Source organism: Pseudarthrobacter sp. HLT1-3 (genome assembly GCF_059383535.1).
Window position 1 is genome coordinate 17,102 of sequence record NZ_JBWZCJ010000024.1, and the last position, 26,129, is coordinate 43,230.

Consider the following 26,129-nt stretch of genomic DNA (forward strand, 5'->3'; position numbering starts at 1 on the left):
CCTGGGGCTTAGCGGAACCGCGGGAGCGTCTTTTCCAGCTGGGTCTGGCACATGGACGCGGCCTGCTGGGTGAGGGCCTGTCGGCTGCACTGCTGGTAGTCCCGGACCTGGTTGAAGAACAGCGCCGAGGACACGAGCAGCAGCACCTGCACGGCCAGGACCACCAGCCCGGAGATCGTCCCGAACAGCACGAACTTCGATTCCTTGAGCTTCGCGTACCGGACCAGCACCATGATGCCCAGCACGATCGCGATCAGCGTCAGGAGCGCACTGAGCCAGAGGTAGTTGATGTCCAGCTGGTAGACGAAAAACGACCCCAGCACCGCCACGACGAAGCTGCGGAACAAATTGTGGGTTTTCGCCTGCGAGGCTTTGGCGGCGTCGCTGAGCGGGTGCTGGCTTTGCGGCGGGGTACCCGGGCTGCCGGCGGTGTCGTTCGGGGGATTCATGTTTTCCAGCCTACGCGAGCGGCCCCATAAGCTAGGACCATGCGCATCGTAGTCCTCGTCTCCGGCACCGGTTCCAACCTCCAGGCCGTCATCGACGCCGTGAAAGAGGGCCGGCTCGACGTTGAGATCGCCGCCGTCGGCGCGGACCGGCCCGGCACCTACGGCGTGGAGCGCTCGGCCGCCGCCGGAATCCCGACCTTCGTGGTGGACTTCAAGGCCTATCCGGACCGGGCCGCCTGGAATGCGGCACTCACCGACGCCGTGGCCGCGTACTCGCCCGACGTCGTCGTGTCGTCAGGGTTTATGCGGATCGTCAGCGCGGACTTCATCAACGCGTTCGGCGGCAAATACCTCAACACCCACCCGGCGCTGCTGCCGTCGTTCCCCGGCGCGCACGGGGTCCGCGACGCCCTGGCCTACGGGGTGAAGGTCACCGGCTGTACGGTGCACTGGGCCGACGCCGGGGTGGACACGGGCCCGATCATCGCGCAGGAGGCCCTGGCGGTCGGCGATGGCGAGACCGAGGAATCCCTGCACGAACGGATCAAAGTCGTGGAACGGCGGCTCCTGGTCTCGACGCTGGCTTCCCTCGCCGCCGGAGCCACGTCAGCCAACTAACCCGCAATTGGTGTCGTTTGAACCCCACGAAACGACTGCGGAGTCTCAGGACTCAATGAACAGTTCTTGCTCAGGGCTTCGTTGACACCCGGGTTGGGGTGGCTGCTGTGGATGTGCAAATCCCAACCCGACATCAGGATCCGTATGTTGTGGCAACGTGGTCGGAGGACTCGCCCAGGGGTGCCGAGACCGCGGCGCGCGAGCAACTGGTTCTGACCGAAAACCAACCAACCAAGTAGCCGGTCGCGGATAACTGAGTACACCCCCGAAAAGACAGGTGGTACCCGGTGAAAAATCGAGTATATGGGAGCCGGTTTCAGCGTGGCTGGGGGCCATAGTCTGGCCCAGTCACATTCGTCACTTGCGCCTCTGGGGGTTCCTCTTGTCACAGTTCAGCTTCGCTAAAGCCAGTCCCAAAGTTCTCTGCCTTACCGCGGCTCTCGTACTCGGAACGGGTGCCGTTACTGCGGCCTATGCCGCTTCGACGACGACCGCAAACGGCATAATCAATGGCTGCTATAACGTCAACAACGGCGGAGAGCTCCGGGTTCTCGCACCCGGACAAAAGTGCGATTTGCAGAAGGAAACCGCGCTCTCCTGGAACATGCAGGGAATCCCGGGCGTGGCCGGTCCGCAGGGGATCCAGGGCATCGCCGGCCCGCAGGGCATCCAGGGTCTCCAAGGCGAGAAGGGCGACACCGGTGAGACAGGTGAGACCGGCGCCACCGGTGAGACCGGACCCCAGGGCGACACGGGAGCCCAGGGGGAGAAGGGCGACACCGGCGAGACGGGTGCAGCCGGCGCCCAGGGCGAAAAGGGTGACACCGGCGCGACTGGCGCAACCGGAGCGCAGGGTGAGACCGGAGCCACCGGCGCCCAGGGCGAAAAGGGTGACACCGGCGCGACCGGCGCAACCGGCGCCCAGGGTGAGACCGGAGCCACCGGCGCCCAGGGCGAAAAGGGTGACACCGGCGCGACTGGCGCCACCGGACCCGTCGGACCGGCCGGCCTGCAGGGTGCCACCGGTGCCACCGGTGCCACCGGCGCCACCGGTGCCACCGGTGCGGCGGCATCCACAAGTGTGAGCGTCGAGTCGGCCAGCGGATCGGCGCTCACCGTCGGTGCCAACTGCCCCACCGGCAAGACTGCCGTTAGCGGGGGCTACTCGCTGGGGGTGACCACCGGCAACAACGGCGTCGTCAGCAGCCAGCCGATCACCAACGCCGCCGGAACGCCCACCGGCTGGACGGTCACGCAGAGGAGCCAGACGGCCATGACCGTGTACGTGACCTGCATCCAGTAGCACTACCCCCGGATGCCCTACCCCCGGATGCCCTGTCACTTGTGGTGCTTTCGAAGCCCGTGTTTTCGAGGCCCTCGAAGCAACTACAAGTGATAGGGCATCCCGGCGTTTCCGGTCCCGACCGGCCCGCAGTTGTTGACGTTGGGGGCTGATACCAACTGCGGGCCGGTCGGGTTATTCGAGTTGGCGCTGTTTCGTTTCGGGGGCGAAGAACGCCATCCAGAGCACACTGAGCAGCACCAGGCCGCCGGCGAGGGCGAACGACGTCGCCAGGCCCAGCTCCGGCCAGAGGAACGCGGCAAACACCAGCGGGCCGAACCCGGCGCCGATCCGGGAGAAGGTCGAGGCCCAGCCGAAGCCCGAACCGCGCAGCTCCGTCGGATACAGCTCGGAGACATAGGCATAGAGCACCGGGATGGCCACCTGCACCACAAAGCCGAAGACCAGCAGCCAGAACACGGCCGCCGTCGGGATGTCCACCACGATCGCCACGATCACCAGGGTCAGCGCGGACAGCGGGCCGGTGATCGCCAGGATCCACTTCCGGCCCACCCGTTCCACCAGCAGTGCGGCCAGCACCACGCCCAGGAGCCCGACGGCGGCCATGGACGCGGTGGTGAGGAAAGCCTTGTACTCCTCGAAGCCGGCCCCGATCAGGATCCGCGGCATCCAGGTCAGCGACAGGTAGTAGACCAGCAGGATGCTGAAGAACAGGGACCAGGCCGCCGTCGTGATCTTCCAGTCGTACTGCCAGAGCGCGCGGAGCTGGATCCAGGCGCTGCCGGCGGAGAGCCGCGGGGCGTCCTGCGCCTCGGGCAGGCTGTAGGCGCGGGGCTCGGCACCGGTGGCCGCGACGAGGTCGTCGATCACCTTCGCGGCCTCGTCGCGCCGGCCCTTGCGGATCAGGAACAGCGGGGATTCGGGGACACTGCGGCGGACCCAGAACACCAGCAGCGCCGGCAGGACCATCACCAGCATGGTCAGCCGCCAGTCCCCGTACAGGGCCACCAGCCCGGCGGACACAAATCCGCAGAGCGCGGCGCCGATCGGCCACCAGCCGTCCATCGCGGTCAGGACCTTGCCGCGCTGCTTGCGGGGTGTGAATTCGCCCACCAGCGCGTAGTCCACCGGGATGCAGCCGCCCAGGCCGAAGCCGGCCATAAAGCGGAAGGCCACAAACCAGAGGAAGTCGGGGGAGAACGCGCCGAGCACGGTGAAGAGCGAGAAGATCAGCAGGGTGGCGGTGAAGGCCTTTTTACGCCCGATGGTGTCCGCGATGGTGCCCCAGACGAAGGCGCCGAGGGCCATGCCGATCAGGTTTGAGGCGCCGATCCAGGCGGCCTCGCCCGGGGTCAGGGCCCAGTGCTTGGACAGCAACGGAATCAGGATGCCGTTGAGCGTGACGTCCCAGGCGTCGAACATAAAGCCCAGGCCGCCGATCAGGAAGATCCGGCCCTGCACCTTCCAACGCCACGGCAGTTCCTGGACCACCTGTTCGCCGCTGGGCACAGTGGTGTACGTATTCATCTCAGCCTCCTGGGAAAACTCTACGTGCCCGCGCCCGCCGGTGCCGTGCGCTTCACACTCCGGCGCGCGGGGAGGCCCGGGTCGCCGACGCGATAAACTGACCCCATCCCCACCACCCGCGGCCACGCCGCGTTATAAGACGGAGACTTTTGTGAGCTTCACGCAGCTTGACCGTGTATCCATCGACCGTGTTCCCATCCGCCGGGCCCTGATTTCGGTCTACGACAAGACCGGTCTGGAGGAGCTCGCGCGGGGCCTGCACGAAGCCGGCGTCAAGATCGTCTCCACCGGCTCCACCGCCAAGAAGATCGCCGCCGCCGGCATCCCGGTGCAGGAAGTCGAGGAAGTCACCGGCTCCCCGGAAATGCTGGACGGCCGCGTCAAGACCCTGCACCCGCGCGTCCACGGCGGCATCCTCGCCGACCGGCGCGTCCCGGCACACATGGAAACCCTCACGTCGATGGAGATCGAGCCGTTCGACCTCGTTGTGGTCAACCTTTACCCGTTCGTGGAAACCGTGAAGTCGGGCGCCGCGCTGGACGACGTCGTCGAGCAGATCGACATCGGCGGCCCGGCGATGGTGCGCTCCGCCGCCAAGAACCACGCCGCCGTCGCCATTGTGGTGGACCCGTCCTCGTACCACGACGTCGTTGCTGCCGCTGCTGCGGGCGGTTTTGATCTCAAGACCCGACGCCGGCTCGCCGCCAAGGCCTTCGCCCACACCGCCACCTACGACACCGCCGTGGCCAGCTGGACCGCGAGCCAGTTCCTCGACGAGGACGGCGACGGCGTGATCGACTGGCCCGCCTACGCCGGCCTGTCGCTCGAGCGCTCCGAGGTCCTCCGCTACGGCGAAAACCCGCACCAGCAGGCCGCCCTCTACGTGGACCGGGCCGCGCCCGCCGGCATCGCGCAGGCCGACCAGCTGCACGGCAAGGCCATGAGCTACAACAACTTCGTCGACGCCGACGCCGCCCTGCGCGCCGCGTTCGACTTCGCCGAGCCCGCCGTCGCGATCATCAAGCACGCCAACCCCTGCGGCGTGGCCGTGGGTTCCGCCTCGGCCGCGGATCCCATTGCCGACGCGCACGCCAAGGCGCACGCCTGCGACCCGGTCTCCGCGTTCGGCGGTGTGATCGCCGCCAACCGCACGGTCACCGCGGGCATGGCACGGACCGTGGCGGGCATCTTCACCGAGGTCGTGATCGCCCCGGGCTTCGAGGATGAGGCCGTGGAAATCCTGTCCAAGAAGAAGAACATCCGCCTCCTCGCCCTGCCCGAGGGCTACGGCCGGTACCCCTCCGAAATCCGCCAGGTGTCCGGCGGTGTGCTGGTGCAGATGTCGGACCGGGTCGACGCCGAGGGCGACAACCCGGCCAACTGGACCCTCGCCGCCGGTGCGGCCGCCGACGCCGGCACCCTGGCCGACCTCGCGTTCGCCTGGACCGCCTGCCGCGCCGCCAAGTCCAACGCCATCCTGCTCGCTGACCACGGTGCCGCCGTGGGCATCGGCATGGGCCAGGTCAACCGGCTCGATTCCTGCAAGCTCGCCGTCGAGCGGGCGAACTCCCTCGGCGTGAGCGTGGACTCCGACGTCGACGGCGCCGGCGGTGCCTCCAACGCCGACGCCGCCGGGGCGCCGGAACGTGCCCGCGGCGCCGTGGCCGCGTCGGACGCGTTCTTCCCGTTCGCCGACGGACTGCAGATCCTGATCGACGCCGGCGTCCGCGCCGTCGTCCAGCCAGGCGGCTCGGTCCGGGACGATGAAGTCATCGCCGCAGCCAACGCCGCCGGCATCACGATGTACTTCACCGGCGCCCGGCACTTCTTCCACTAGGCCGGTTGCGGGGCTCCTACCGCAAGTAGCCACACCACGAATGGACATGCCCTCCCTTACCGGAGGGCATGTCCATTTTTCGTGGCTATGGGTGGACACAACGGCCATATGTCCAGGCCTTGAGGCTGGGGGAGGGCATGTCCCGTGGTGACCGGTCACCCGCGAACCTCGTCCGTGTGGCACCGCCCGCGCCACGCACCCCAGCGAAACGCCAACGCGGGGTCACTTGCGGCCCATCCGCGCTGCTGGAATGGACCGCAAGTGACCCCGCGTTGGGGGTGGGGTGTTGGCCGGTTAGGAAGCGGCCGCGGTGGTGTAGGCCTGCTGGATGACGGAGCCCCAGTACGGTCCGTACATCGTGGTGGACTTGCTGCCGTAACCGTAGCTGTTGACCGAGTTCTGGTAGCCGGTGGAGCTGGATCCGATGAACCACGGGCCGCCCGAGGAGCCGCCGGTCATGTTGCAGGGGATGCCCTGGGAGTTGAACCGCGGGTTGTAGGGGTCGTTCGTGGCGGTGCCGGTGCAGCTCTTCAGGGACTCACCATTGAAGGGCCGGGCCGCGGGGTAGCCGAAGGCCTTATAGCTCAGGCCCCGGGCGGCGTTGAACTGCACGCCGGAGGCGCCGACAACGTCCGTGAGGCTCTGGCCGTTGAGCGGGTTCATGACCGCGAAGCCGGTGTCGTAGGTCATGTCCCCGCCCGAGCTCCACTGGGTCGGGGCGTGCAGGGACTTGGCTGTCCACATGCCATAGGGCGCGGCGCCGTTGAGGTAGGCCGGGACGAAGGTGAACTTGGTGGCGAAGGCTCCCGGGCCCTCGTTGAGGCAGTGGCCGGCGGTGGAAACGGTGCTCTTGTTCGTGGAGGAGACCGAGTTGCCGGAGCAGACGTAGTTGGAACCGCCGAGGGTGAAGAAGACCTTGCCGATGTGCTTGACGGGGGTTTCGCTCGCGTTGACCTTGGTCTGGACTTCCTTCGCCTGCAGGCTCGGTGCCTGCGACTCGACGGTGCTGGGCGCGCCCGCTGCCGCCGGGCGGTTCACGGCCGCCCTGGAGTTGGCCCCCTTCTGCAGCGCCCTTTCGGCCAGCACATCGCCGGGGATGGCGGTGCGCATCCGCTCCTCGGTCCAGTACTCCGCTCCGCCGGTTTCGGTGACAGCGTGGCTGCTGACCCCCGACGTCGCCGACAGGGTAGGGCCGGATGCAGGCGCTGCGCTCGCTGCGCCCGCAGCGCTCAAAGCCAACAGTGCAGCCGCGGAGAGGCTGAGCAGGCTGGTGGCCAGAGTCTTGGGTGTTCTCATGGGTGTCCTAACCGGTCGAAGCGGGGCGGCCACCCGTGGTGGCCGCTGTGATGGAACGAAACTACGGTACTTTGACCAGCCTGTAAAGACTCCTGTCAACTCCTGTCATGTCCTGTTGCTGGCGTCATGGAGTTCTGGCCAGACGACGCCGGTAGGCGGCAACCCGGCTCCCTCGGGTAAGTTAGACATGTTGAAATAGCACAAAATTCCGGAAATACCCAGACATTCAGGGAGACGCCCGAGCAATGGCAAAGATTATCTATACCCACACCGACGAAGCGCCGATGCTGGCAACCTATTCGTTCTTGCCGATTGTCGAAGCCTTCGCTTCGACGGCCGGTGTGGAAGTGGAGACCCGCGACATTTCGCTGGCCGGCCGTATCATCGCCGCGTTCGGCGACTACCTCACCGAGGAGCAGCGCGTCAGTGACGCCCTGGCCGAACTTGGCGCCCTCGTCAAGAAGCCCGAAGCCAACATCATCAAGCTGCCCAACATCAGTGCCTCGACGCCGCAGTTGAAGGCCGCCATCGCGGAACTCCAGAGCCAGGGCTACGCCCTCCCGGACTACCCGGACAACCCCTCCTCGGACGAGGAGACGGACATCCGCTCCCGCTACGACAAGATCAAGGGTTCCGCGGTGAACCCCGTGCTGCGTGAAGGCAACTCGGACCGCCGCGCACCGCTTTCGGTCAAGGCCTACGCCCGCCAGAACCCGCACAGCATGGGCGCCTGGACCGCCGAGTCCAAGACCAACGTCGCCACGATGGACGCCGACGACTTCCGCGCCAACGAGAAGTCCGTGGTCATCAAGGCCGACACCAGCATCAAGATCCAGCTGGTCAAGGAAGACGGCACGGTCAAGGTCCTCAAGCGGGCCTTCCCCGTCCTCGCCGGCGAGGTCATCGACGGCACCGTGATGCGCGCCGCCGCCCTGGACGCCTTCCTCGCCGCCCAGGTTGCCCGCGCCAAGGAAGAGGGCGTGCTGTTCTCAGCCCACCTCAAGGCGACCATGATGAAGGTCTCCGACCCGATCATCTTCGGCCACGTCGTCAAGGCGTACTTCGCCGACCTCTTCGACGCCTACGGCGCCCAGATTGCCTCCGCCGGCCTGAGCCCGAACAACGGCCTCGCCTCCATCCTCAACGGCCTTGAGGATCTCCCCGAGGAGATCCGCGGCGACGTCGAGGCGGCCATCACCAAGGGCCTGAACGACGGCCCCGAACTGGCCATGGTCGACTCCGACAAGGGCATCACGAACCTGCACGTCCCCTCCGACGTCATCGTGGACGCCTCCATGCCGGCCATGATCCGCAGCTCCGGCCACATGTGGGGCCGCGACGGCCAGGAAGCCGACACGCTCGCCGTCCTCCCGGACAGCAGCTACGCCGGCATCTACCAGGTGGTCCTCGACGACTGCCGCGCCCACGGAGCCTTCGACCCGACCACGATGGGCACCGTCCCGAACGTCGGCCTGATGGCGCAGGCCGCCGAAGAATACGGCAGCCACGACAAGACCTTCGAGATCCAGTCCGCCGGCGCCGTCCAGGTGGTCGACGACGCCGGCACCGTGCTGATCGAGCACCAGGTCGCCCCGGGCGACATCTGGCGCGCCTGCCAGACCAAGGACGTGCCGATCCGCGACTGGGTCAAGCTGGCCGTCACCCGCGCCCGCGCCTCCGCCATGCCGGCCATCTTCTGGCTGGACAAGGGCCGCGCGCACGACGCCCAGATGATCGCCAAGGTGGAGGAATACCTCAAGGAATACGACACCGAGGGCCTGCAGATCGGCATCATGACCCCGGACGAGGCCACGGCCTTCACCCTGGAGCGCATCCGCAAGGGCGAGGACACCATCTCGGTGACCGGCAACGTGCTGCGCGACTACCTGACGGACCTGTTCCCGATTCTGGAACTGGGCACCAGCGCCAAGATGCTCTCCGTGGTCCCGCTCATCAACGGCGGCGGCCTCTTCGAGACCGGCGCCGGCGGCTCCGCCCCGAAGCACGTCCAGCAGCTGCTCAAGGAAAACCACCTGCGCTGGGACAGCCTGGGCGAGTTCCTGGCCCTCGCCGTCAGCTTTGAGCACCTCGCCACGTCCACCGGCAACGCCCGCGCGCAGATCCTCGCCGACACCCTGGACCGGGCCACCGGCACTTTCCTGCTCGAGGACAAGTCCCCGAAGCGCAAGGCCGGCGAGCTGGACAACCGCGGCAGCCACTTCTACCTGGCCAAGTTCTGGGCCCAGGAGCTGTCCCGCCAGACCGACGACGCCGAACTGGCCGCGGCTTTCGCTGCTGTCTCCGGCGCGCTGGATTCCGGCGAGGAAACCATCGTCAGCGAGCTCCTCGCCGTCCAGGGTGCCCCGGTGGACCTCGGCGGCTACTACCGCCCGGATGAGGCCAAGGTCACCGCGGCCATGCGCCCCTCCGCGAAGTTCAGTGAAGTGCTGTCCATGCTGGGCTAGTCCCGACCAGCCGGCATCCAGCCGGCAGTGTGGCACGCCGAACGGCGCACCGGACATGTCCGGTGCGCCGTTCGGCGTTTTACGTGTCCGGCAACGGGAGAAACTGTTGCCTGCGCGGGGACTGTCACCTAGGGTACTAAGCAAGCTTAGTTTCGGCTGGGGTGCCCCAGGGCCCGCCCCGGTCCGGGGCCAAGGTTGCCTACCCTGAGGAGTCATCCCATGCCAGCAGACAGCAACATCCAGATCCCCGGCGCCCCTTCGGTGGAACCGCCCGCGCTGGAGGAGCCCACTACGCCGCGGGAGCCGCTTCCGCCCAAGCCCGACCAGCAGGGGCCCGAAGCCGTGTCACCCACCGGCAGCCCCACCGGCGCCCCGGTGAACTCGCGGGCCCAGTCGGGGGCCTACCTCACCACAGCCCAGGGGCTCCGGCTCTCGGACACGGACCACTCGCTGAAAGCCGGCCGGCGCGGTCCGGTGCTGCTCCAGGACCACCATCTGCGCGAGAAGATCACCCACTTCGACCACGAGCGCATCCCGGAACGCGTGGTCCACGCCCGCGGTGCCGGAGCGCACGGCGTCTTCCGGTCCTACGGGTCGGCGTCGGCCATCAGCCGGGCCGGATTCCTGGCCAAGGACGTCGAGACCCCGGTCTTCGTCCGCTTCTCCACTGTCCTGGGCTCCCGCGGTTCGGCGGACACGGTCCGGGACACCCGCGGTTTCGCCACCAAGTTCTACACCGACGAGGGCACCTTCGATCTCGTCGGCAACAACATCCCGGTCTTCTTCATCCAGGACGGCATCAAGTTCCCGGACATCATCCACGCCGGAAAGCCGCACCCGGACCGCGAAATCCCGCAGGCCCAGAGCGCCCACGACACCTTCTGGGACTTCGTCTCGCTGCACACCGAAGCCCAGGCCCACACCATGTGGAACATGTCCGACCGGGCACTGCCGCGCTCCTACCGCACGATGGAGGGCTTCGGCGTCCACACGTTCCGCTTCGTCAACGGCGAGGGCGCCACGAGCCTGGTGAAGTTCCACTGGAAGCCGAAGCAGGGCGTGCATTCCCTGCTCTGGGAGGAGGCCCAGCTGATCAACGGCATGGACCCGGACTTCCACCGGCGGGACCTGGCGGACGCCATCGAGGCGGGCGCCTTCCCGCAGTGGGAACTCGGGGTGCAGGTCTTCCCGGACACCGAGGAGGAGTTCTTCGAGGGGATCGACCTGCTCGACCCCACAAAATTTGTCCCGGAGGAACTGGCGCCCGTGCAGCCGATCGGGATCATGACCCTGAACGCCAACCCGGTGAACTACTTCGCCGAAACCGAGCAGGTGGCCTTCCACCCCGGCCATCTCGTCCCAGGCATCGACGTGACGAACGATCCGCTGCTGCAGGTCCGGCTGTTCTCCTACATCGACACCCAGATCAGCCGGCTGGGCGGCCCCAATTTCGGCCAGCTTCCGATCAACCGGCCGCAGGCGCCCGTCAACGACATGCTGCGCGACGGCATGCACCAGACGGCAGTGCACGGGGGAGCGGCGCCCTACCACCCGAATTCGCTCGACGGCGGCTGCCCGTTCCTGGCCGGCGCGGACCTGGGCGCGTTCATCGATGTCCCGGAGGAGCTCGCCGCCGCGGTCAAGGAACGGAAGGCACCGGCATCTTTCGATGACCACTACAGCCAGGCACGGTTGTTCTTCCGCAGCCTGGCCCCGGTGGAGCAGGACCACGTGATCCAGGCGTACACCTTTGAACTGGGGAAGTGCCGCGAGGAGACCATCCGGCAACGGCAGCTGCTGGCACTGGCCAACATCGACGCCGGCCTGTGCGCCGCAGTGGCCGCCGGGCTGGGCATGCCGGCCCCGCAGGCCGTCGAACAGGTGGAGGACTCCGCACCGAGTACGGCCTTGTCCCAGATCGGAGGGTCCTGGCCCGTGGCCGGCCGTGTGGTGGGCATCATCGCCGACGGGGACAGCGACCTGGACTCGGTCCGTGCCGCCCGGGCGGCGCTCGACGCCGCCGGGATCGTTCCGCTCGTGATCGCGCCGGCCGGCGGTTTCCTCGGCGGAGCCGGCGGCGGCATCCCGGTCCAGCGCACCTACCTCACGGCCCGCTCAACCGAGTTCGACGCCGTGCTGGTGGCCGCATCGGGCGCGCGGGCCAAGGATGCCACGCAGGGACGGGACGCCAAGGCCGGCGAGCCGGGGGCCTCGCTCGATCCGCGCGTCGTGCTGCTGCTCTCGGAGATGTTCCGGCATGCCAAGGCAATCGGCGGCTGGGGCCCGGCCGCCACGTGCCTGGACGGGGCAAGCATTCCGTCCGATGCTTCCGGCATCGCCCTGGGGGACGGGCCGGACGACGCCGTCGGGCAGCTCACGGAACTGCTGGCGGCACACCGGGCCTGGGAACGCTTCCCGGCCACCGGAGCCAGCACCTAACCACGCCAACCGCCAAGAGGACCGGAGTGCCGGAGGCAACGGAGCTAACGAAGGGAGGAGCCCGCACGGCTCCTCCCTCTGTTGTCTGGACTGCCTCGGTTATCTCCGGTGCAGGGGCACGGCCTTAGTCGTTGCCCTTGCCCTTTCCTTTGGCCTTGCTGTTGTCGGCCGGCGGCGCGACGGCGGGCGGCGGAGCAGCCGCTGCGGCCGCTGCGTCGGCTTCGGCCTGGGCGGCGGCTGCCGCGGCAGCCTGCGCTGCCGCTTCCTGCTCGGCAGCGACGCGGGCGGCTTCGGCCTGCTGGGCGGTCAGGTCTGCCCGGACGGTTTCGACTGACGCGCGGATGCTCTGGTGCCGCTTGAACGACACTTCGCCGCGGGCGGCCGCCTCGTCCAGTTTCAGCACGAGCCCGTCGAGCTGCTGCAGGGACGCGGCCGGATCATTGGCCGCTGCGGCCTCGGTCACGGCAAGGACCTGGGATTGAAGCTGCCGGGCAGCATCGCGGTCCAGCTCCGGGGCCGGGGCGCAGCCAGCCAGGGTGCACGTGAGCAGCACCGTGCCCAGGAACCAGCCGGCGAGGACCGGGTGGGAGCCGCCTCTCCGGGCTCCGGAAGCCTGCAGGGTGGTCAGGTTCATGGTTCCACACTCTTCTGCAGCTCCTGGAGGTGCTGCCCCAGGTCGCCGGTTACGGCCGGATAGGGTACGACGTCGGGCGGTTCCGGGGTTGCGAGAGCGACGGTAGCCGCCACGGTACCCGCCACAACCGCCAGAAGTGCGAGGGACAGCAGGATCCGGGTCCGGCGCCGGGCCTGCCGGAAGCGTGACGCGGTCCGGGAAAACGAGGAGCCGCTGCGTGTTGGCGAGGGGGTTATCGCGTCCGGGTCGAGGACGTGCAGCGTCCGTGTCCCGGTGCTGCTTTGGCGCCCATCATCCGTGGGGGCAGTGGTGCCGGGGCCGGCGCCGGGCCTGGCGGCGGACAGCGCCGGGGGACGGGCCGGCGGGGCGGGCAGCACGCGGGTGCGCTCTTCGGCGAGGGGGCCGGGGAGCGATCCGGGGGAGACCAGGGCTTGTCGCAGCGCCTTTTCAAGGTCCGCGGCGGACGGGCGGTCCAGAGGGTCCAGCGCTGTCATTGCCCGGATCAGTTTGGCCCATTCGGCGGGTACGGAATCGGGGATGGCCGGGGCGCGGTGCAGTCTCGCGACGGCGGATTCCACGGCACTGCCGGGGTACTCGATCTCGGCCTTGATGCATTCGAGCAGGACCAGTCCGAGCGAATAGATATCGCTTGCCGGGCCCAGGTCGGCGCCCCGGGACTGTTCCGGGCTCAGGTACGCGGCGGTCCCCACCATGGTGCCGGTGGCAGTCAGCCGGGTCCCGTCCATCATGCGGGCGATCCCGAAGTCGGTGAGTTTGGGCCGCAGCGGCTCCCCGGGCCGGACCGGAACGAGCAGGATGTTTGCCGGCTTGATATCCCGGTGGATGATGCCAAGCGAGTGCACGTAGGCCAGGGCGTCCGACACGCCGGCGCCGATGACCGCGATCTCCTCCAGCGGCAGCGCGCTGTGCCGGATCCGGGCCCGGAGGTCCTGTCCGTCCACGAGTTCCATGGTCAGGAACGGCCGTGGTTCCTCGGGAATGCGGGTGTCCGTGCCGGCGTCGAAGAGGGTCACCAGGCTCGGATGATTCAGGGTGGCCAGCAGTTCGATTTCTGCTTCCTGACGCTTGAGTTCGTCAGGATCGGCGGACTGCGGGGCGAAGAGCTTGAGTGCCACGTCGCGGCCCAGATTGGTGTCCTTGGCGCTGTAGACCGACGCCATTCCGCCCCGGCCGATCAGTTCCCCCAGCCGGTAGCGGCCGCCCAAGAGCTCTGCCGTGCCGATGTTGGGCGAATCAATATCCACGCTGGTCCCCGTCCTTCCCCCGTGCGCCACGGCGGCGCCCCTAAGAATGATACCGGGACGGGTATTAGCTCCGCGCACGGCGGCCGCGGACCGACGGCCGCCGTGCGGGTGGAAGTTGCACATCCTGCGATGCCGTTGAGTCCCCCAGCGGACCCAATGACGATGCTTTTGACCGAGCCTGGTGGTCGTTGGATCCCCCAGCGGACCCAACGACCGAGAGCTTTGCCTGAGCTGGTGGCCGTTGGATCCCCCCAGCGGACCCAACGACGATAGCTTTGCCTGAGCTGGTGGCCGTTGAGTCCCCCAGCGGACCCAACGACGATAGCTTTGCCTGAGCTGGTGGCCGTTGGATCCCCCAGCGGACCCAACGACGGAGAGCATTGCCTGAGCTGGTGGCCGTTGGATCCCCCAGCGGACCCAACGACTCCGCTCCGGCCTCACGAGACCTGGCGGCGTCGGCGCGCCCTAGGGTGGACGCTCCTGATTGGGCGGGGATTGTTTGCGGCGCGCCGGCAGTCGGCCGGGGCGGGCTTGGGCAGGGGCTGCCGGCGTCAGGCCGGTGATGGGCGACGCGACAGCGGAAAGAGGGTTGCCGGAATTACGGCAGTGGACGGTGGCGTCCATTGGGGATCTCCTGAATGACAGTTGGCGGGCGCTCAAGGCAGCCCGAGTGGCCGTGCTCTGTGGAGGGCAGAGACGGCTAACTAGTCAGGAGATGAACTGGGGTCAGCGGCGACGGCTGAGTGGACGTGCTCAAGCGGCCCACTGATTGGTTCCGCGCCGGCTGTGGGCATGACCAAGTACTGGCTCGGAAGCCAGGCCACAGCACTGCCGGGCCCGCCGGAGGAAAATGTGTTTCCGGATCCGGAACCGGGGGCTGCGGGCAGCGCGTTGGGAGCGGGCAGACCTGTCCCATTGGGCAAGGGGACGGGGTCGTCCTTGCCAGCAGGTGCTGGCGGCGGTGTGCCTCCCGGCGCAGATCCCGACGGCGGCACACTTCGCGAATGCTGGCCGGTGCCGGTCAGCTGGATGGGGCCATCGATGGCAGGCCGGTACGCGGCAGATCCGAGCAAGTCCGCGCGCAGAGCCGGGGAGGACTCTTGCACCCCGGGTACGGATTCGTCGGGGATCTGGCAATCTGCCGGGGTCTCGGACGCGGTGACAGGGACAGGGACAGGGGCCGGCGGGACGGGATCCGGCGCCGGGAGAATCAGTACGGGGAGCACGACGTCCAGGAGCGTCAGGTCCGGAACTAGCGGGCTAACAACCCCTGCACCGTCAGTGAGGGTGGGATCTGCCGGCACAAGCACCGGGTCCGTCACCAGCAGGTCCGGAGATCCCGGTGCCGCCGGCACTGGATCTGTGGAGGCCGGAGTCGGAACGGGGACCGGCTCGGTGGGCTGCGGCGTGGGCTCCACACCCGGTTCAGTCACGGGCGAAGTTGGCGCAGGAGCCGGAGCCGGGGACGTCACGTCCGGTTCCGGAGTCGGTGACGGCGTGGGACCGGTCGTCGGTGTCGGTGTCGGTGTCGGTGTCGGGGTTGGTGATGGTGCGGTGACCGGTTCGGGCTCCGGCACGGCTGTCGGTGTTGGACTAGGCGTTGGGGCGGGCGCCGGTTCAGAAACCTGCGTGGATGTGGGTGTCGGGGCGGGGGCGGGCGCCGCGGGCGCCGGTGCCGGCGCGGTTGCGATCGGCGCGGGAGCAAGAACGGCGTCTGCCGTGGGGGCAGGTGCCGGCGGGGGAGCCGGCAGCGCAGTCGGTTCGAGGACAGGTTCCGGCGCCGGTGCGGGGGCGGGGGGATCAGACGGGAGGGCGGGAGAGATCGTAACGGCGGCGACCGGCGTCGGCTCCACGATGGGGGTCGGAACGGGAACAGCTGTCCACGGCGTACCGGCGGGCATTGAGATGCCCCCGACGGCCGCTTCGACGACCGCGGACGCTGGTGGCGCTGCCAGGGTGACCGCGGGGACGGCGGTCAGGGGGACGGATTCTGTGACGGTGGCGTCGGCCGAGGGTGTAGGAATGGCGGCGTCGTCAGCGTTCGCAGCGGTTGTGGAGAGGGCCAGCCAGGCGGCGCCGGCAACCCCTCCAATGAGTACACGTCGGAGCAGGCGGCGCGCGCGCGGGGGGACTGATGCTGGGTCCACGCGCACACCCCATTTCCCCGAAAGCCCGATGGTTGCCTCTAGGGTAAGTCCGGGCGCGGGGGCGAGTCCAGAGCACAAAGTAAACTTTGCCCGATTTAACCGCCTAAAACCGCGTCTAACGGGCGTCGTTCGGGTAGCTGACACCGAGCTGGGCCCGCACGCCGTCGAACAGCCGCATCGTGTTCAGGGAGTCCTCGAGCGGCATCACGGGGCTTTCCGTAAGCCCGTGCTGGATGCAGCGGGTCACCTCGCGCAGTTCGTAGCTGTAGCCCCGCCCTACGACGTCGAAGGTCTCGCTGCGGGGATCGTCGAAGCCGACCCGGACCAGGAGTTCCTTGGGGTTGTTGATCGACCCGATGGACTGCAGGAACCCTTCGCTGCCGGCCACATTGGCGGTCCGCGGGCCGTGCGCCAGCAGTGACGACGTCAGCTGCGCCTGGGCGCCGTGGTGGTAGCCGAGGGTCAGCGCGTTCTGGGCGTCCACGCCGTCGTCGTTCAGCCAGCCGGTGGCGCTGACGGTCTGCGGGAAGCCCAAGGTGCCCAGGGCCCAGAGCAGCGGGTACACGGTGATGTCCAACAGGGCGCCGCCGCCGTCTTTGGGGGCCCAGAGGCGCGAGGTGGGCGAATACGGCGCCGGGAAGCCCAGGTCCGCCCCCACCCATTTGACCTCCCCAATTTCGCCGGAGGCGGCGATCTGGAAGGCCCGCTGCATGCTGGGCAGGAAGCGGCTCCACATGGCCTCCATCAGGAACAGGCCGTTGGTCCGGGCCACGGACACCAGGTCCGAGGCTTCCCGCGCATTGATGGTGAACGACTTTTCACAGAGCACGTGCTTGCCCGCGTTCAGCGCCGCCAAGGCAATCTCATGGTGGTGGGCGTGTGGGGTGGCCACGTACACGACGTCGACCGCGTCGTTGGCGAGCAGCCGTTGATAGCCGGTCTGCCCGTTCTGGTCCCCGTAGGCCCGGGCGAAACCGAAATCGGCGGCGAAGGCATCGGCCGCCGCCTGAGTGCGCGAACTGACCGCGTACAGTTCGGCGTCGGGCAGGAGCTCCAGATCGCGGGTCACGGAGGCGGCAATGCCTCCCGTGGCGATGACTCCCCAGCGCAGCCTGGCGCCGGTGGCAGTGCGGGGATCAGTGTCCGGCTGGCTGGACAACCACGGCGCGGCGATATGTGCGGTCATGCAGTCATCCTCTCACCCGGGCCGGTCATGACCCGGATGTGCACGCCGGATACTTGGCGGGCTTTCGGGCTTCGGGGCTTCGGGGCTTGGTGGCGGGCGTCGGGGTTTGGGCCGCGGGGTTGGGCCGCGGAAGCTGGGGGCGGGGGCACCCCCGGCTTCCGCGGCGGTCTGTTGAGCGATCCGCTAGGCGGAGGACCCTGCCGGGACCCGGACGCGCGCCGCCTCCTCCGTCAGCCGGCCCTGCTGCAGCCGGAACCGCCGGTCGGTTTTGTTGGCCAGCGAGCGGTCATGGGTGACCACGAGGATGGTGGTGTTATGGTCCCGGCTCAACGAGCTGAGGAGCTCGATGATGTGCTCGCCGGTCTGTTCGTCCAGGTTGCCAGTGGGCTCGTCCGCAAGGATCAGCTTGGGGGAGTTGGCCAGCGCGCGGGCGATCGCCACGCGCTGCTGCTCTCCGCCGGAGAGCCGGTTGATGCGCCGCCCATGCTTGTCCGGATCGAGCTGCACCTGCTCCAGCAACTCCCGGGCTCGCTGCTGGCGGCCGGGTTTCCGGATCCCGGCAAACTCCATCGGCAGCATGACGTTGTCCAGCGCCGGGAGGTTGGGGATCAGGTGGAACTGTTGGAACACGAAGCCGATGTCCCGCCGGCGGTACTCGGTGAGCTTGCCGTCCGGCATCCCGGCCAGGCTCACGCCGTTGACGAGGACATCCCCGCTGGTGGGCTTGTCCAGGGCGCCGAGGAGGGACAGGAGGGTGCTCTTGCCGCTGCCGCTCTTGCCCACGATCGAGGCCAGGGTGCCCTGCTCGAGCTCGAAGCTGACATCGTTGACCGGCTTGATGGTGCGGTCGCCGGACTTGAACGTGCGGACCAGGTTCTTGACTTCGATCATGGCTACTCTCCTCGGAGGACTTCGATGGGACGGATGCGGGCGGTCAGCAGCGCGGGAACGAGCGCCCCGACGATGGCGACACCAAACACCGCGGCGATCCCGGCAGCGATGACGCCGGGGGAGGAGCTCGCGGTCACGGAGGTCAGCAGCTGGCTGGCCCCGCCGAGGGGATCGCCGCCCGGAACGCCGCTGGGGAACCCGCCGGGCATGCCGCCCGGGCCGCCGCGCTGGCCGGCAACGGCAGTGGCAGTGGCAGTGGTGGTGTTGGAGCTGATCAGTGCGGACGCGATGCCGCCGCTGGCAAAGGACGCGACGGCGGCACCCACCACGCTGCCCAGGGCCACGAGGACCAGCGCCTCCAGCACGAACTGTAGGCCGATGGTGCGGTTCGGGGCGCCGATCGCCTTCAGCACACCGATTTCCCGGCGGCGCTCGCGGACCAGCATGACCATGATCAGCAGGATGATCAGACCCGCGGTGGACAGGGCGGCCACGAAGGCGATGAAGGAGATGTTCTTGACGCTGCCGAGCGCGCTGACCGCGGTCTCAAGGTTGCGCTGGCCCTGGCTGACATCGGCGCTGCCGGAACCGAGCGCGTCCTGCAGCGCTGTCTTGGCGGCGTCGACGTTCTCCATGGAATTGACCGTGACGATCATGGTGGACAGTTCGCCGGGGAGTCCCGCGAGGGTCTGGGCCGCGGGGAGCGTGAGGTACAGGGCGTTGTTGCCGAAAGAGGTGCCGGCGTCGAACAGGCCCGCCACGGTGAAGTTCTGGTCGTTGATGGTAAACGTCGAGCCGACGGCGAGGCCGTTCTTCTCGGCCAGGGTGGTGCCGAGCAGGGCGCCGGTGGATGCCGCCGTGTAGTCGCCCAGGCCGGTGCCCTCGGTCAGTTCCAGTGCCTTGCCGGTGGCGTCAACTTCGGCGCCGATCCCGGTGGCCGTGATCGGCACGGAGAACGCCGGCGCCGCCGCAGCGGTTCCGGACGTGCCGGAGGTTCCGGTGCTGCCCTCGGCGGCCTGGTTGCGGGCCCCGAGCGTGCCGGCGTCGACAGCGGCCGTGAGGCTGGTGGTCACGGTGGTGGCCGACTGGCTGTCTGGACCGCCCCGCCCGCCCGCTCCGCCCGTCCCGGTCTGGGCTGCGGCCGCGTCGGCGTTTCGCAGCCGGAGGGCCTTGGTGCCGACCACGGCGCTCACGTTGGGCACGGCGGCCGCCGTCGCAGTCTGCTCCGCGGTCAGCGGCTCGCCGCCTCCCTCGAAGCCCTGCCCGCCGGCGGGATTGACGGTGAGCACCGTGCCCACCGAGGCGTTCAGTTCCGCGACCTTCCCGGCAACAGCCTGGTTGGCCACCAGCATGGCCAGCGCGAGACCGATGGCAACCGCCAGCACGGCCACCACGGCCGCAGTTCGGACCTTGTTTCGAAAGGCGTTGCCTATACTCCGGGCAAGGACGCTCACGTGACTCCTAGGTTTTCAGGCCGGCCGGAATGGCCGGCGGCTGAACCCAGACTGGTACGGGCCGCTGTGCGGATCGCAGTCCGGAGCTATGGATCCGCTGTGAAAGGGTGCCCGGAAGCCGGCAGCAAAAAGCCCCGGCCCGCCAGGAGGCGGAACCGGGGCTCTTCGGGGTGCTGTCTAAACCGGGGACTACTTCGTCAGCGGGCCGAGGACCGGATCGTTGACGTAGGCCGTCTTGACGTTCTCCATCGTCACGATGACCGGCTCCAGCAGGTACGCCGGAACAACCTTGACCGTGTTGTTGTAGGACTTGTCATCGTTGACCTCAGGCTTCTTGCCGGCCTGAAGGTCCTTGACCATGGTGATCGCGTGCTCGACAAGCTTGCTGGTGTCCTTGTTGATGGTGGAGTACTGCTCACCGGCAAGGATGGACTTCACGGACTCGACCTCGGAGTCCTGCCCGGTGATCACCGGAAGCGGCTTGCCGGCGGCCTTAACCGAGGTCAGGACGGCGCGGGCCAGCGTGTCATTCGGGGACAGCACGCCGTCGAGCGTCTCGCTGCCGTAGCTGCCGGTCAGCAGGGTGTCGGCACGACGCTGGGCGTTCTCTGCCTTCCAGCCCTGGGTCACGGCCTGCTCGAAGGTCGTCTGGCCGGAAAGCACGGAGAGGGTGCCGTCGGCGATCTTCGGCTTCAGGATGCTCATGGCGCCGTCGAAGAAGACCTTCGCGTTGGCATCATCGGGGGAACCGGCGAACAGTTCGACGTTGTACGGTCCGGTGGCCTTCTTGGCCTTCATTCCGTCCAGCAGGGCCTGGCCCTGGAGGACACCAACCTTGAAGTTGTCGTAGGCCACGTAGTAGTCGACGTTTGCGGTGTTCAGCAGCAGACGGTCATACGCGATGATCGTGGCGCCGGATTCCTTGGCCTGCTGGAGCTGGGTGCCCAGCTGCGCGCCGTCGATGGCTCCGACGATGATGACCTTGGCGCCCTTGGTGATCATGGCGCTGATCTGGTTCTGCTGCTCCGAAACGCCGCCGTTGGCGAACTGCACGTCCGGCTTGAAGCCGGCGCCCTTGAGGCCGTCGTTGAAGAGCTTCTCCGCCAGGACCCAGTTTTCGGACGTCTTCTGGGGGAGTGCGACGCCGATCATGGAGTCTTTCGGGAATGCTTCACCGCCGCCGGTGGAACCTCCGGTGGTCCCGGTGTCGCTGCGGCCGCAGGCCGTCAGCGCCAGTGCCGCGATAGCAGCGATTGCCGCTGCCTTTCCTGCTTTACCTATCAGTCGCATTGCTTGGTTCGCTTTCTTTAGATGGTGTGCGGAAACTCGGTGAAATGAGTACGGGGGAGCCGATCAGGGACCGGCCTAGGCACCCTTGGAGATGACCTCTTTGGTGGAGGTGGTCTCGTCGGGCTTCATCTCGCTGCTGCGGCCGAAGTTCTTGAACATCAGGCCGATGATGGATTTCTTGCCCTGGGTCTTGTTGTAGACGTCGAAGGCGACGGCGATCAGGAGCACGAGGCCCTTGATGATCTGGGTCAGGTCGGCGCCGACGCCGAGGAGCTGGAGGCCGTTGTTCAGCACGGCCATCACCAGGCCGCCGACGATTGAGCCGATCACGGTGCCGACGCCGCCGGTCACCGCGGCGCCGCCGATGAACACGGCCGCGATCGCATCCAGTTCCCAGCCGACGCCGTCGAACGGCCCGGACGCGGTGGAGCGGCCGACGAAGATCATGCCGGCGAGGCCGGCGAGGACGGACATGTTCATCATGACCAGGAAGTTGACCTTCTTGGACTGGACGCCCGAGAGCTCCGCGGCGTGGCGGTTGCCGCCGACCGCGTAGATGTGGCGGCCGATGATCGTTTTGGAGGAGATGAAGCCGTAGATGAGCACGAGGGCTGCCAGGATCAGGCCCGGGATCGGGAAGGACGTGCCCGGCCGGCCGGTGGCGAAGAGGTAGGTGGCGTAGAGGATGGCGCCGCAGATCAGGACCAGCTTGGTGATACTCACCCAGGTTTCGGGCACCTCGGCGCCCAGGGCCTTGGCGTTGCGGCGGGACCGGATCTCACTGAAAATCACGAAGGCGACAGCGAGCAGGCCCAGCAGCACGGTCAGGTTGTTGTAGCCGGTGCTCGGCCCGACCTCGGGCAGGTAGCCGGAGCCGATCTTCTGGAAGTCCGAGGGCACCGGGATGGTGTTGGACTTGCCGACGTACTGGTTGGCGCCGCGGAAAATCAGCATGCCGGCCAGCGTGACAATGAACGCCGGGATGCCGACATAGGCCGTCCAGAAGCCCTGCCAGGCGCCGATCAGCACGCCCAGCAGCAGCCCCATCAGAACGCCGAGGTACCAGGGAATACCCCAGTCCCGGATGAAGAGGGCCACGCAGACGCCTACGAACGCCGCCACCGAGCCGACCGAGAGGTCGATGTGCCCGGCGATGATCACCAGGACCATGCCGATGGCAAGGATCAGGATGTAGGAGTTGCCGTTGAAGAGGTTGATGACGTTGCCCGAGGTGAGCGTGCGGCCATCGGTTGCAATCTGGAAGAAGATGATCAGGGCCACGAGGGCGAAGATCATGCCGAATTGGCGGGTGTTGCCGCCAAAGAGCTTCTTGAGCGCGTTCATTGTTTCAGTCCTTGTTTCCGGAGTGTTCGGAGTAATCGGAGCAGGTGGCCACAGCGGGTCAGGCTGACTTGCGTGCGGAGGTCATGAGTTTCATGAGGCTTTCCTGACTTGCTTCGTCCTTGTTGAGCACGCCGGTGATGGCGCCTTCGAAAATGGTGTAAATGCGGTCTGACAGGCCCAGCAGTTCGGGCAGCTCCGAGGAGATGACGATGACGCCCTTGCCCTGGTTGGCCAGCTGCTGGATGATGCCGTAAATCTCGTACTTGGCGCCGACGTCGATCCCGCGGGTGGGTTCGTCCAGGATCAGCAGGTCTGGTTCGGTGAACATCCACTTCGCCAGCACGACCTTCTGCTGGTTGCCGCCGGAGAGTTTGGCGACTCCCTCCTCCACGGACGGCGCCTTGGTCCGCAGCGATTTGCGGTACTTCTCGGCGACGGTGAAGACCTTGTTCGCGTCGATTACGTTGTGTTTGCTGACTTTGCGGAGGTTGGCCGAGACCGTGGTCGCCTTGATGTCGTCCAGCAGGTTCAGCCCCAGGGACTTGCGGTCCTCGGTGACGTAGCCAAGTCCGGCGTCGATGGCGTGCTTGACGTTCTTGAGCTCGATCTCCTTGCCGTTCAGGTAGATCTGCCCGGAGAGGAACCGGCCGTAGGACCGGCCGAAGACGGAGCGGGCCAGTTCGGTGCGTCCCGCGCCCATCAGCCCGGCGAAGCCGACGATCTCACCGTGCCGGACGAAGAAGCTGGAGTTCTTGCAGACCAGTCGGTCCTGGATCTGCGGGTGGCCCACGTTCCAGTTCTTGACCTCGAAGAAGACCTCGCCGATCTTCGGCTCGTGGTCCGGGAAGCGGGACTCCAGGGTCCGGCCCACCATTCCCTTGATAATGCGGTCCTCGTCGACGCCGTCTGCCTTGACGTCCAGCGTTTCGATCGATTTGCCGTCACGGATGATGGTGATGGAGTCCGCGATCTGCTCGATTTCGTTCAGCTTGTGGGAAATGATGATGGAGGTGATGCCGCGGCCCTTCAGGCCCAGCATCAGGTCCAGTAGGTGCTGGGAGTCTGATTCGTTGAGCGCCGCCGTGGGCTCGTCGAGGATGAGGAGCTTCACCGACTTGTTCAGCGCCTTGGCGATTTCGACGAGCTGCTGCTTGCCGACGCCGATTTCCTTGATCGGGGTTTCCGGGTCCTCGCGGAGGCCGACCCTGGCCAGCAGTTCGGTGGAACGGATCCGCGCCTCGGCCCAGTCGATCACCCCGCGCTTGGTGGGCTCGTTGCCCAGGAAGATGTTCTCCATGATGGACAGCTCGGGGATCAGCGCGAGTTCCTGGTGGATGATCACGATGCCGGCGTGCTCGCTGGCCCGGATGTCCTTGAACTGCTGGACTTCGCTCTGGTAGACGATGTCGCCGTCGTAACTGCCGAAGGGGTAAACCCCCGAGAGCACCTTCATGAGGGTGGACTTGCCGGCGCCGTTCTCGCCGCAGATCGCGTGGATCTCACCGGCCTTCACCCGCAGGTTCACCTCGGACAAAGCTTTAACGCCGGGAAACTCTTTGGTGATGGAGCGCATCTCGAGAATTATCGGATCGCTGTGCGTGTTGAGGGACGTCATCTGCCCTTACGCCTCCAATGCATGACTTCGTTGTCCGCCCCTGCAAACCGCAGGGCCGTCTGATGGAAAAGTAAACTTGATCACAGCGTTGTCGTCAAGTCTTTAACGCAACGGCCAGATAACGAAAAGCTCAGTTCCGCCGGATTCCGGCGTGCTGGAAGACCAGGGCGGTCGCGCCCAGGGACTCGGCGCGGTCGCCGAGGGAGGACATCGTCAGGGTTGTCGTCTCGCCGATTACCGGCACGGCGTGCCGGATCAGGCCCCGCCGGATCGGGTCCAGCAGCAGGTCGCCGAGGCCCGCCAGCGGGCCGCCGACCACGATCACTTCCGGGTTGATCAGGTTGGCCACATTGCCCAGCGCGCGGCCGACGGCGAGCCCGGCGTCGTCGACGACTCGCAGGGTCGCCGAGTCCCGTGCGAGGGCCTTGCGGACGATGTCCTCCGGGGTGAGCGGCTTGTCCTCGCCGCGGCTCAGGAGTTCGATCATGGTGGTGGTCGAGGCGATGGTTTCCAGGCAGCCGCGGTTCCCGCAGCGGCAGACCAGGCCGTGCTCGTGGATGGTCGCGTGGCCGATTTCGCCGGTGATTCCGACGTGGCCGTAGTAGGGCGCCCCGTTCAGGATCAGGCCCGCGCCGATGCCGGAGCCGATCTTGAGGAACATCAGGTTGCTGATGCCGGTGTGGGGCCCCCACGTGACTTCCGACAGGGCCCCAAGATTGGCATCGTTGTCGAGGAAAACCGGGAGATCCAGCGCCCCCTCGAGGCGTTCCAGGATGTTGATGCCCACCCATTCGGGCAGGATTGCGCCCTGCGCCACCGTCCCGGTGCGGCGGTCGATGGGTCCCGGGATGCCGACGCCGGCGCCCACGACCGCACTGCGCTCCACTCCGCTGCCGGCCAGGAGCCGGTCCAGCAGTCCGACGGCGGCGCTGATGCCTTCCTCGGCGTGGTGGCCCAGAGGGAGCAGGACCGATTCCTCGGCGATCACGTGGTAGCTCAGGGAGGCGAGGACGACGCGCAGGTGCCGGCGGCCGAAGTCGATTCCGACGGCGACGGCCCCGTTGCTGTTGAGCCGGACGTTCAGGGCCCGCCGGCCGGAGCTGGTGATCGGTTCAGTGGAGGCCAGTCCGGCGTCCTGCATGATCTTGACGATGTTCGAGACCGTGGCCGTGGAGAGGCCGGTCTGCCGTGCCAGTTCCGCCTGCGTGGAGGGCCCGGCGAGAAGGCATTCAATGATCCGCTGTTGGTTCAGATGCCGGAGGGCGGACTGTGATCCGGGGTTTTTGGTTCGGCTCCTCGTTGAGCGCGTTGGTGAGGGCATGCAATGAAGATTGCCCCATCCGCGTCTTGTAGTCAAGAAGTTAACGCATGGAAGGTCCGGAAGTCGGCTGGCGGGGCCGGTGCGGGGCGCGGCGCTGTGTCCGCCGGGGCGCCTGCCGGGGCCGGCGGGGCATTCCGCCCCGCTTCCCGGTCGGCCGGGCGGAAATGCACCGGGACGCCGGCGCTGGCGGATGGCTACGCTGGAGGAGCCAGAGTCCGCCGCGAAGGGCGGGCCCTAAGGATGCTGAGGTGGTAATGGTGCTACTGGCCCTGATGCAGGCGAACGCCGCCGTGCTGGACGTTAATGCCAATTGCGCTGCGTTGGATGCTGCCGCCGGCAGGGCGGCCGCGGCCGGCGCCCGGCTGCTCCTCACCCCGGAGCTTTTCCCGGTGGGGTATGCGCCCCTCCGGCTGCGGGCGGAGCTTGACCCGGCGGCGCTGCCCTCCATCCGGACGGCCCTGGCGGAGATTGCCCGCCGGAACGGCATTGCGCTGGTCTACAGCCTCCCCGCCGTCACCGCTACTGGGGAATGGCAGATCACGGCCACCCTCGTCGATCAGAACGGCGAGGAGCTCCTCAGCTACGCCAAGGTCCACCTCTTCGGGCCGGAGGAGCGCCAGGCGTTTTTCCCCGCCGCGGCCAGTCCCGGCGTCGTGGACTTCCGCGGGGTCAGGACCTCACTGGTGATCTGCTACGACGTGGAGTTCCCGGAGGCCGTCCGTGCCGCCGCGGTGCGCGGCGCCGAACTGCTGCTGGTGCCGACTGCCCTGGCGGAGGGATTCGACGCCGTGCCGCAGGTGCTGATCAGGGCGCGGGCCCTGGAGAACCATCTGACGGTGGCCTACGCCAACCACTCCGGAACGGAGGACGGCTGCGACTTCCTGGGCGGCAGCGTCATCGCCGCCCCGGACGGCGGGCTCCTGGCCTCGGCCGGCACCGGGGCCGAACTGCTGTTCGCCGAGCTGCCGGAGCCGGGCGCGGCCGGGCACGAGGTGGCCTACCTGGATGATCTCCGGCCGGAAATCTACCGCTCCTGGGGCAGCTGACC

General features: G+C 67.6%; 18 protein-coding genes. 6 read left to right on the forward strand and 12 right to left on the reverse strand.

Annotated features, from left to right (window positions below):
- Window positions 1-8: 8 nt before the first annotated feature.
- Window positions 9-449, reverse strand: coding sequence for a hypothetical protein (locus tag AC50X9_RS17885; protein ID WP_494895709.1), 441 nt, complete (start codon window positions 447-449; stop codon window positions 9-11).
- A 39-nt stretch (window positions 450-488) separates the two neighbouring features.
- On the opposite strand from AC50X9_RS17885, the gene purN reads away from it, so the two are divergent.
- Together purN and AC50X9_RS17895 are read left to right on the forward strand one after the other, a co-directional pair.
- A complete protein-coding gene (gene purN / locus AC50X9_RS17890; RefSeq protein WP_494895711.1) occupies window positions 489-1,067 on the forward strand; it encodes a phosphoribosylglycinamide formyltransferase in 579 nt (192 codons plus the stop codon).
- Window positions 1,068-1,641: 574 nt separating this feature from the next.
- A complete protein-coding gene (locus AC50X9_RS17895; RefSeq protein WP_494895713.1) occupies window positions 1,642-2,370 on the forward strand; it encodes a hypothetical protein in 729 nt (242 codons plus the stop codon).
- Between the two features lie 174 nt (window positions 2,371-2,544).
- Here the strand turns inward: AC50X9_RS17895 and AC50X9_RS17900 are convergent, their stop codons facing one another.
- The gene (locus AC50X9_RS17900) at window positions 2,545-3,897 is read right to left on the reverse strand and encodes an MFS transporter (RefSeq protein ID WP_494895715.1); all 1,353 of its coding nucleotides are present in this window, start codon (window positions 3,895-3,897) and stop codon (window positions 2,545-2,547) included.
- Window positions 3,898-4,048: 151 nt separating this feature from the next.
- Between AC50X9_RS17900 and purH the strand changes: the two genes are divergently transcribed.
- Complete coding sequence (gene purH, locus AC50X9_RS17905; protein WP_494895717.1) at window positions 4,049-5,734, forward strand: bifunctional phosphoribosylaminoimidazolecarboxamide formyltransferase/IMP cyclohydrolase; 1,686 nt, start codon at window positions 4,049-4,051, stop codon at window positions 5,732-5,734.
- Window positions 5,735-6,028: 294 nt separating this feature from the next.
- Here the strand turns inward: purH and AC50X9_RS17910 are convergent, their stop codons facing one another.
- Window positions 6,029-7,030: a trypsin-like serine peptidase gene (locus tag AC50X9_RS17910; protein ID WP_494895719.1), complete on the reverse strand. Its 1,002-nt coding sequence runs from the start codon at window positions 7,028-7,030 to the stop codon at window positions 6,029-6,031.
- Between the two features lie 245 nt (window positions 7,031-7,275).
- Here AC50X9_RS17910 and AC50X9_RS17915 point away from each other — a divergent pair, with 245 nt between their 5' ends.
- A complete protein-coding gene (locus tag AC50X9_RS17915) occupies window positions 7,276-9,495 on the forward strand; it encodes an NADP-dependent isocitrate dehydrogenase (RefSeq protein ID WP_494895721.1) in 2,220 nt (739 codons plus the stop codon).
- Between the two features lie 219 nt (window positions 9,496-9,714).
- On the forward strand, window positions 9,715-11,934 hold the full coding sequence (locus tag AC50X9_RS17920; protein ID WP_494895723.1) for a catalase: 2,220 nt from the start codon (window positions 9,715-9,717) through the stop codon (window positions 11,932-11,934).
- A 124-nt stretch (window positions 11,935-12,058) separates the two neighbouring features.
- On the opposite strand, the gene AC50X9_RS17925 is transcribed toward AC50X9_RS17920, so the two are convergent.
- From AC50X9_RS17925 to AC50X9_RS17965, 9 genes are all read right to left on the reverse strand, one after another.
- Window positions 12,059-12,568 carry a mucin-associated surface protein gene (locus AC50X9_RS17925; protein ID WP_494895725.1) on the reverse strand — a complete coding sequence of 170 codons (510 nt, stop codon included), beginning with the start codon at window positions 12,566-12,568 and terminating at the stop codon, window positions 12,059-12,061.
- Window positions 12,565-13,827 (reverse strand): serine/threonine-protein kinase, encoded by a 1,263-nt coding sequence (locus AC50X9_RS17930; protein ID WP_494895797.1) that lies wholly within the window; start codon window positions 13,825-13,827, stop codon window positions 12,565-12,567. The genes AC50X9_RS17925 and AC50X9_RS17930 overlap by 4 nt, the downstream gene beginning before the upstream one ends.
- 2,268 nt (window positions 13,828-16,095) lie before the next feature.
- Window positions 16,096-17,166, reverse strand: coding sequence for a Gfo/Idh/MocA family protein (locus AC50X9_RS17935; protein ID WP_494895727.1), 1,071 nt, complete (start codon window positions 17,164-17,166; stop codon window positions 16,096-16,098).
- Window positions 17,167-17,349: 183 nt separating this feature from the next.
- On the reverse strand, window positions 17,350-18,057 hold the full coding sequence (locus AC50X9_RS17940) for an ABC transporter ATP-binding protein (RefSeq protein ID WP_494895729.1): 708 nt from the start codon (window positions 18,055-18,057) through the stop codon (window positions 17,350-17,352).
- Between the two features lie 2 nt (window positions 18,058-18,059).
- Window positions 18,060-19,511 carry an ABC transporter permease gene (locus AC50X9_RS17945; protein ID WP_494895731.1) on the reverse strand — a complete coding sequence of 484 codons (1,452 nt, stop codon included), beginning with the start codon at window positions 19,509-19,511 and terminating at the stop codon, window positions 18,060-18,062.
- A 189-nt stretch (window positions 19,512-19,700) separates the two neighbouring features.
- Window positions 19,701-20,801 (reverse strand): substrate-binding domain-containing protein, encoded by a 1,101-nt coding sequence (locus AC50X9_RS17950; RefSeq protein ID WP_494895733.1) that lies wholly within the window; start codon window positions 20,799-20,801, stop codon window positions 19,701-19,703.
- 75 nt (window positions 20,802-20,876) lie between these two features.
- Window positions 20,877-22,145: a multiple monosaccharide ABC transporter permease gene (mmsB, locus tag AC50X9_RS17955; protein WP_494895735.1), complete on the reverse strand. Its 1,269-nt coding sequence runs from the start codon at window positions 22,143-22,145 to the stop codon at window positions 20,877-20,879.
- Between the two features lie 58 nt (window positions 22,146-22,203).
- Entirely contained in the window at window positions 22,204-23,760 is a 1,557-nt protein-coding gene (gene mmsA / locus AC50X9_RS17960) for a multiple monosaccharide ABC transporter ATP-binding protein (protein WP_494895737.1), read from the reverse strand.
- A 130-nt stretch (window positions 23,761-23,890) separates the two neighbouring features.
- Window positions 23,891-25,081 (reverse strand): ROK family transcriptional regulator, encoded by a 1,191-nt coding sequence (locus tag AC50X9_RS17965; protein WP_494895739.1) that lies wholly within the window; start codon window positions 25,079-25,081, stop codon window positions 23,891-23,893.
- Between the two features lie 254 nt (window positions 25,082-25,335).
- Between AC50X9_RS17965 and AC50X9_RS17970 the strand changes: the two genes are divergently transcribed.
- Window positions 25,336-26,127 carry a nitrilase-related carbon-nitrogen hydrolase gene (locus AC50X9_RS17970; protein ID WP_494895741.1) on the forward strand — a complete coding sequence of 264 codons (792 nt, stop codon included), beginning with the start codon at window positions 25,336-25,338 and terminating at the stop codon, window positions 26,125-26,127.
- Window positions 26,128-26,129: the final 2 nt, after the last annotated feature.

What these genes read in the sequence shown, in the direction of transcription:
- AC50X9_RS17885 (WP_494895709.1), bottom strand. Translation starts at nt 449, where the DNA reads ATGAATCCCCCGAACGACACCGCCGGCAGCCCGGGTACCCCGCCGCAA.
- purN (WP_494895711.1), top strand. Translation starts at nt 489, where the DNA reads ATGCGCATCGTAGTCCTCGTCTCCGGCACCGGTTCCAACCTCCAGGCC.
- AC50X9_RS17900 (WP_494895715.1), bottom strand. Translation starts at nt 3,897, where the DNA reads ATGAATACGTACACCACTGTGCCCAGCGGCGAACAGGTGGTCCAGGAA.
- AC50X9_RS17910 (WP_494895719.1), bottom strand. Translation starts at nt 7,030, where the DNA reads ATGAGAACACCCAAGACTCTGGCCACCAGCCTGCTCAGCCTCTCCGCG.
- AC50X9_RS17915 (WP_494895721.1), top strand. Translation starts at nt 7,276, where the DNA reads ATGGCAAAGATTATCTATACCCACACCGACGAAGCGCCGATGCTGGCA.
- AC50X9_RS17920 (WP_494895723.1), top strand. Translation starts at nt 9,715, where the DNA reads ATGCCAGCAGACAGCAACATCCAGATCCCCGGCGCCCCTTCGGTGGAA.
- AC50X9_RS17925 (WP_494895725.1), bottom strand. Translation starts at nt 12,568, where the DNA reads ATGAACCTGACCACCCTGCAGGCTTCCGGAGCCCGGAGAGGCGGCTCC.
- AC50X9_RS17935 (WP_494895727.1), bottom strand. Translation starts at nt 17,166, where the DNA reads ATGACCGCACATATCGCCGCGCCGTGGTTGTCCAGCCAGCCGGACACT.
- AC50X9_RS17940 (WP_494895729.1), bottom strand. Translation starts at nt 18,057, where the DNA reads ATGATCGAAGTCAAGAACCTGGTCCGCACGTTCAAGTCCGGCGACCGC.
- AC50X9_RS17950 (WP_494895733.1), bottom strand. Translation starts at nt 20,801, where the DNA reads ATGCGACTGATAGGTAAAGCAGGAAAGGCAGCGGCAATCGCTGCTATC.
- mmsB (WP_494895735.1), bottom strand. Translation starts at nt 22,145, where the DNA reads ATGAACGCGCTCAAGAAGCTCTTTGGCGGCAACACCCGCCAATTCGGC.
- mmsA (WP_494895737.1), bottom strand. Translation starts at nt 23,760, where the DNA reads ATGACGTCCCTCAACACGCACAGCGATCCGATAATTCTCGAGATGCGC.
- AC50X9_RS17965 (WP_494895739.1), bottom strand. Translation starts at nt 25,081, where the DNA reads ATGCCCTCACCAACGCGCTCAACGAGGAGCCGAACCAAAAACCCCGGA.
- AC50X9_RS17970 (WP_494895741.1), top strand. Translation starts at nt 25,336, where the DNA reads ATGGTGCTACTGGCCCTGATGCAGGCGAACGCCGCCGTGCTGGACGTT.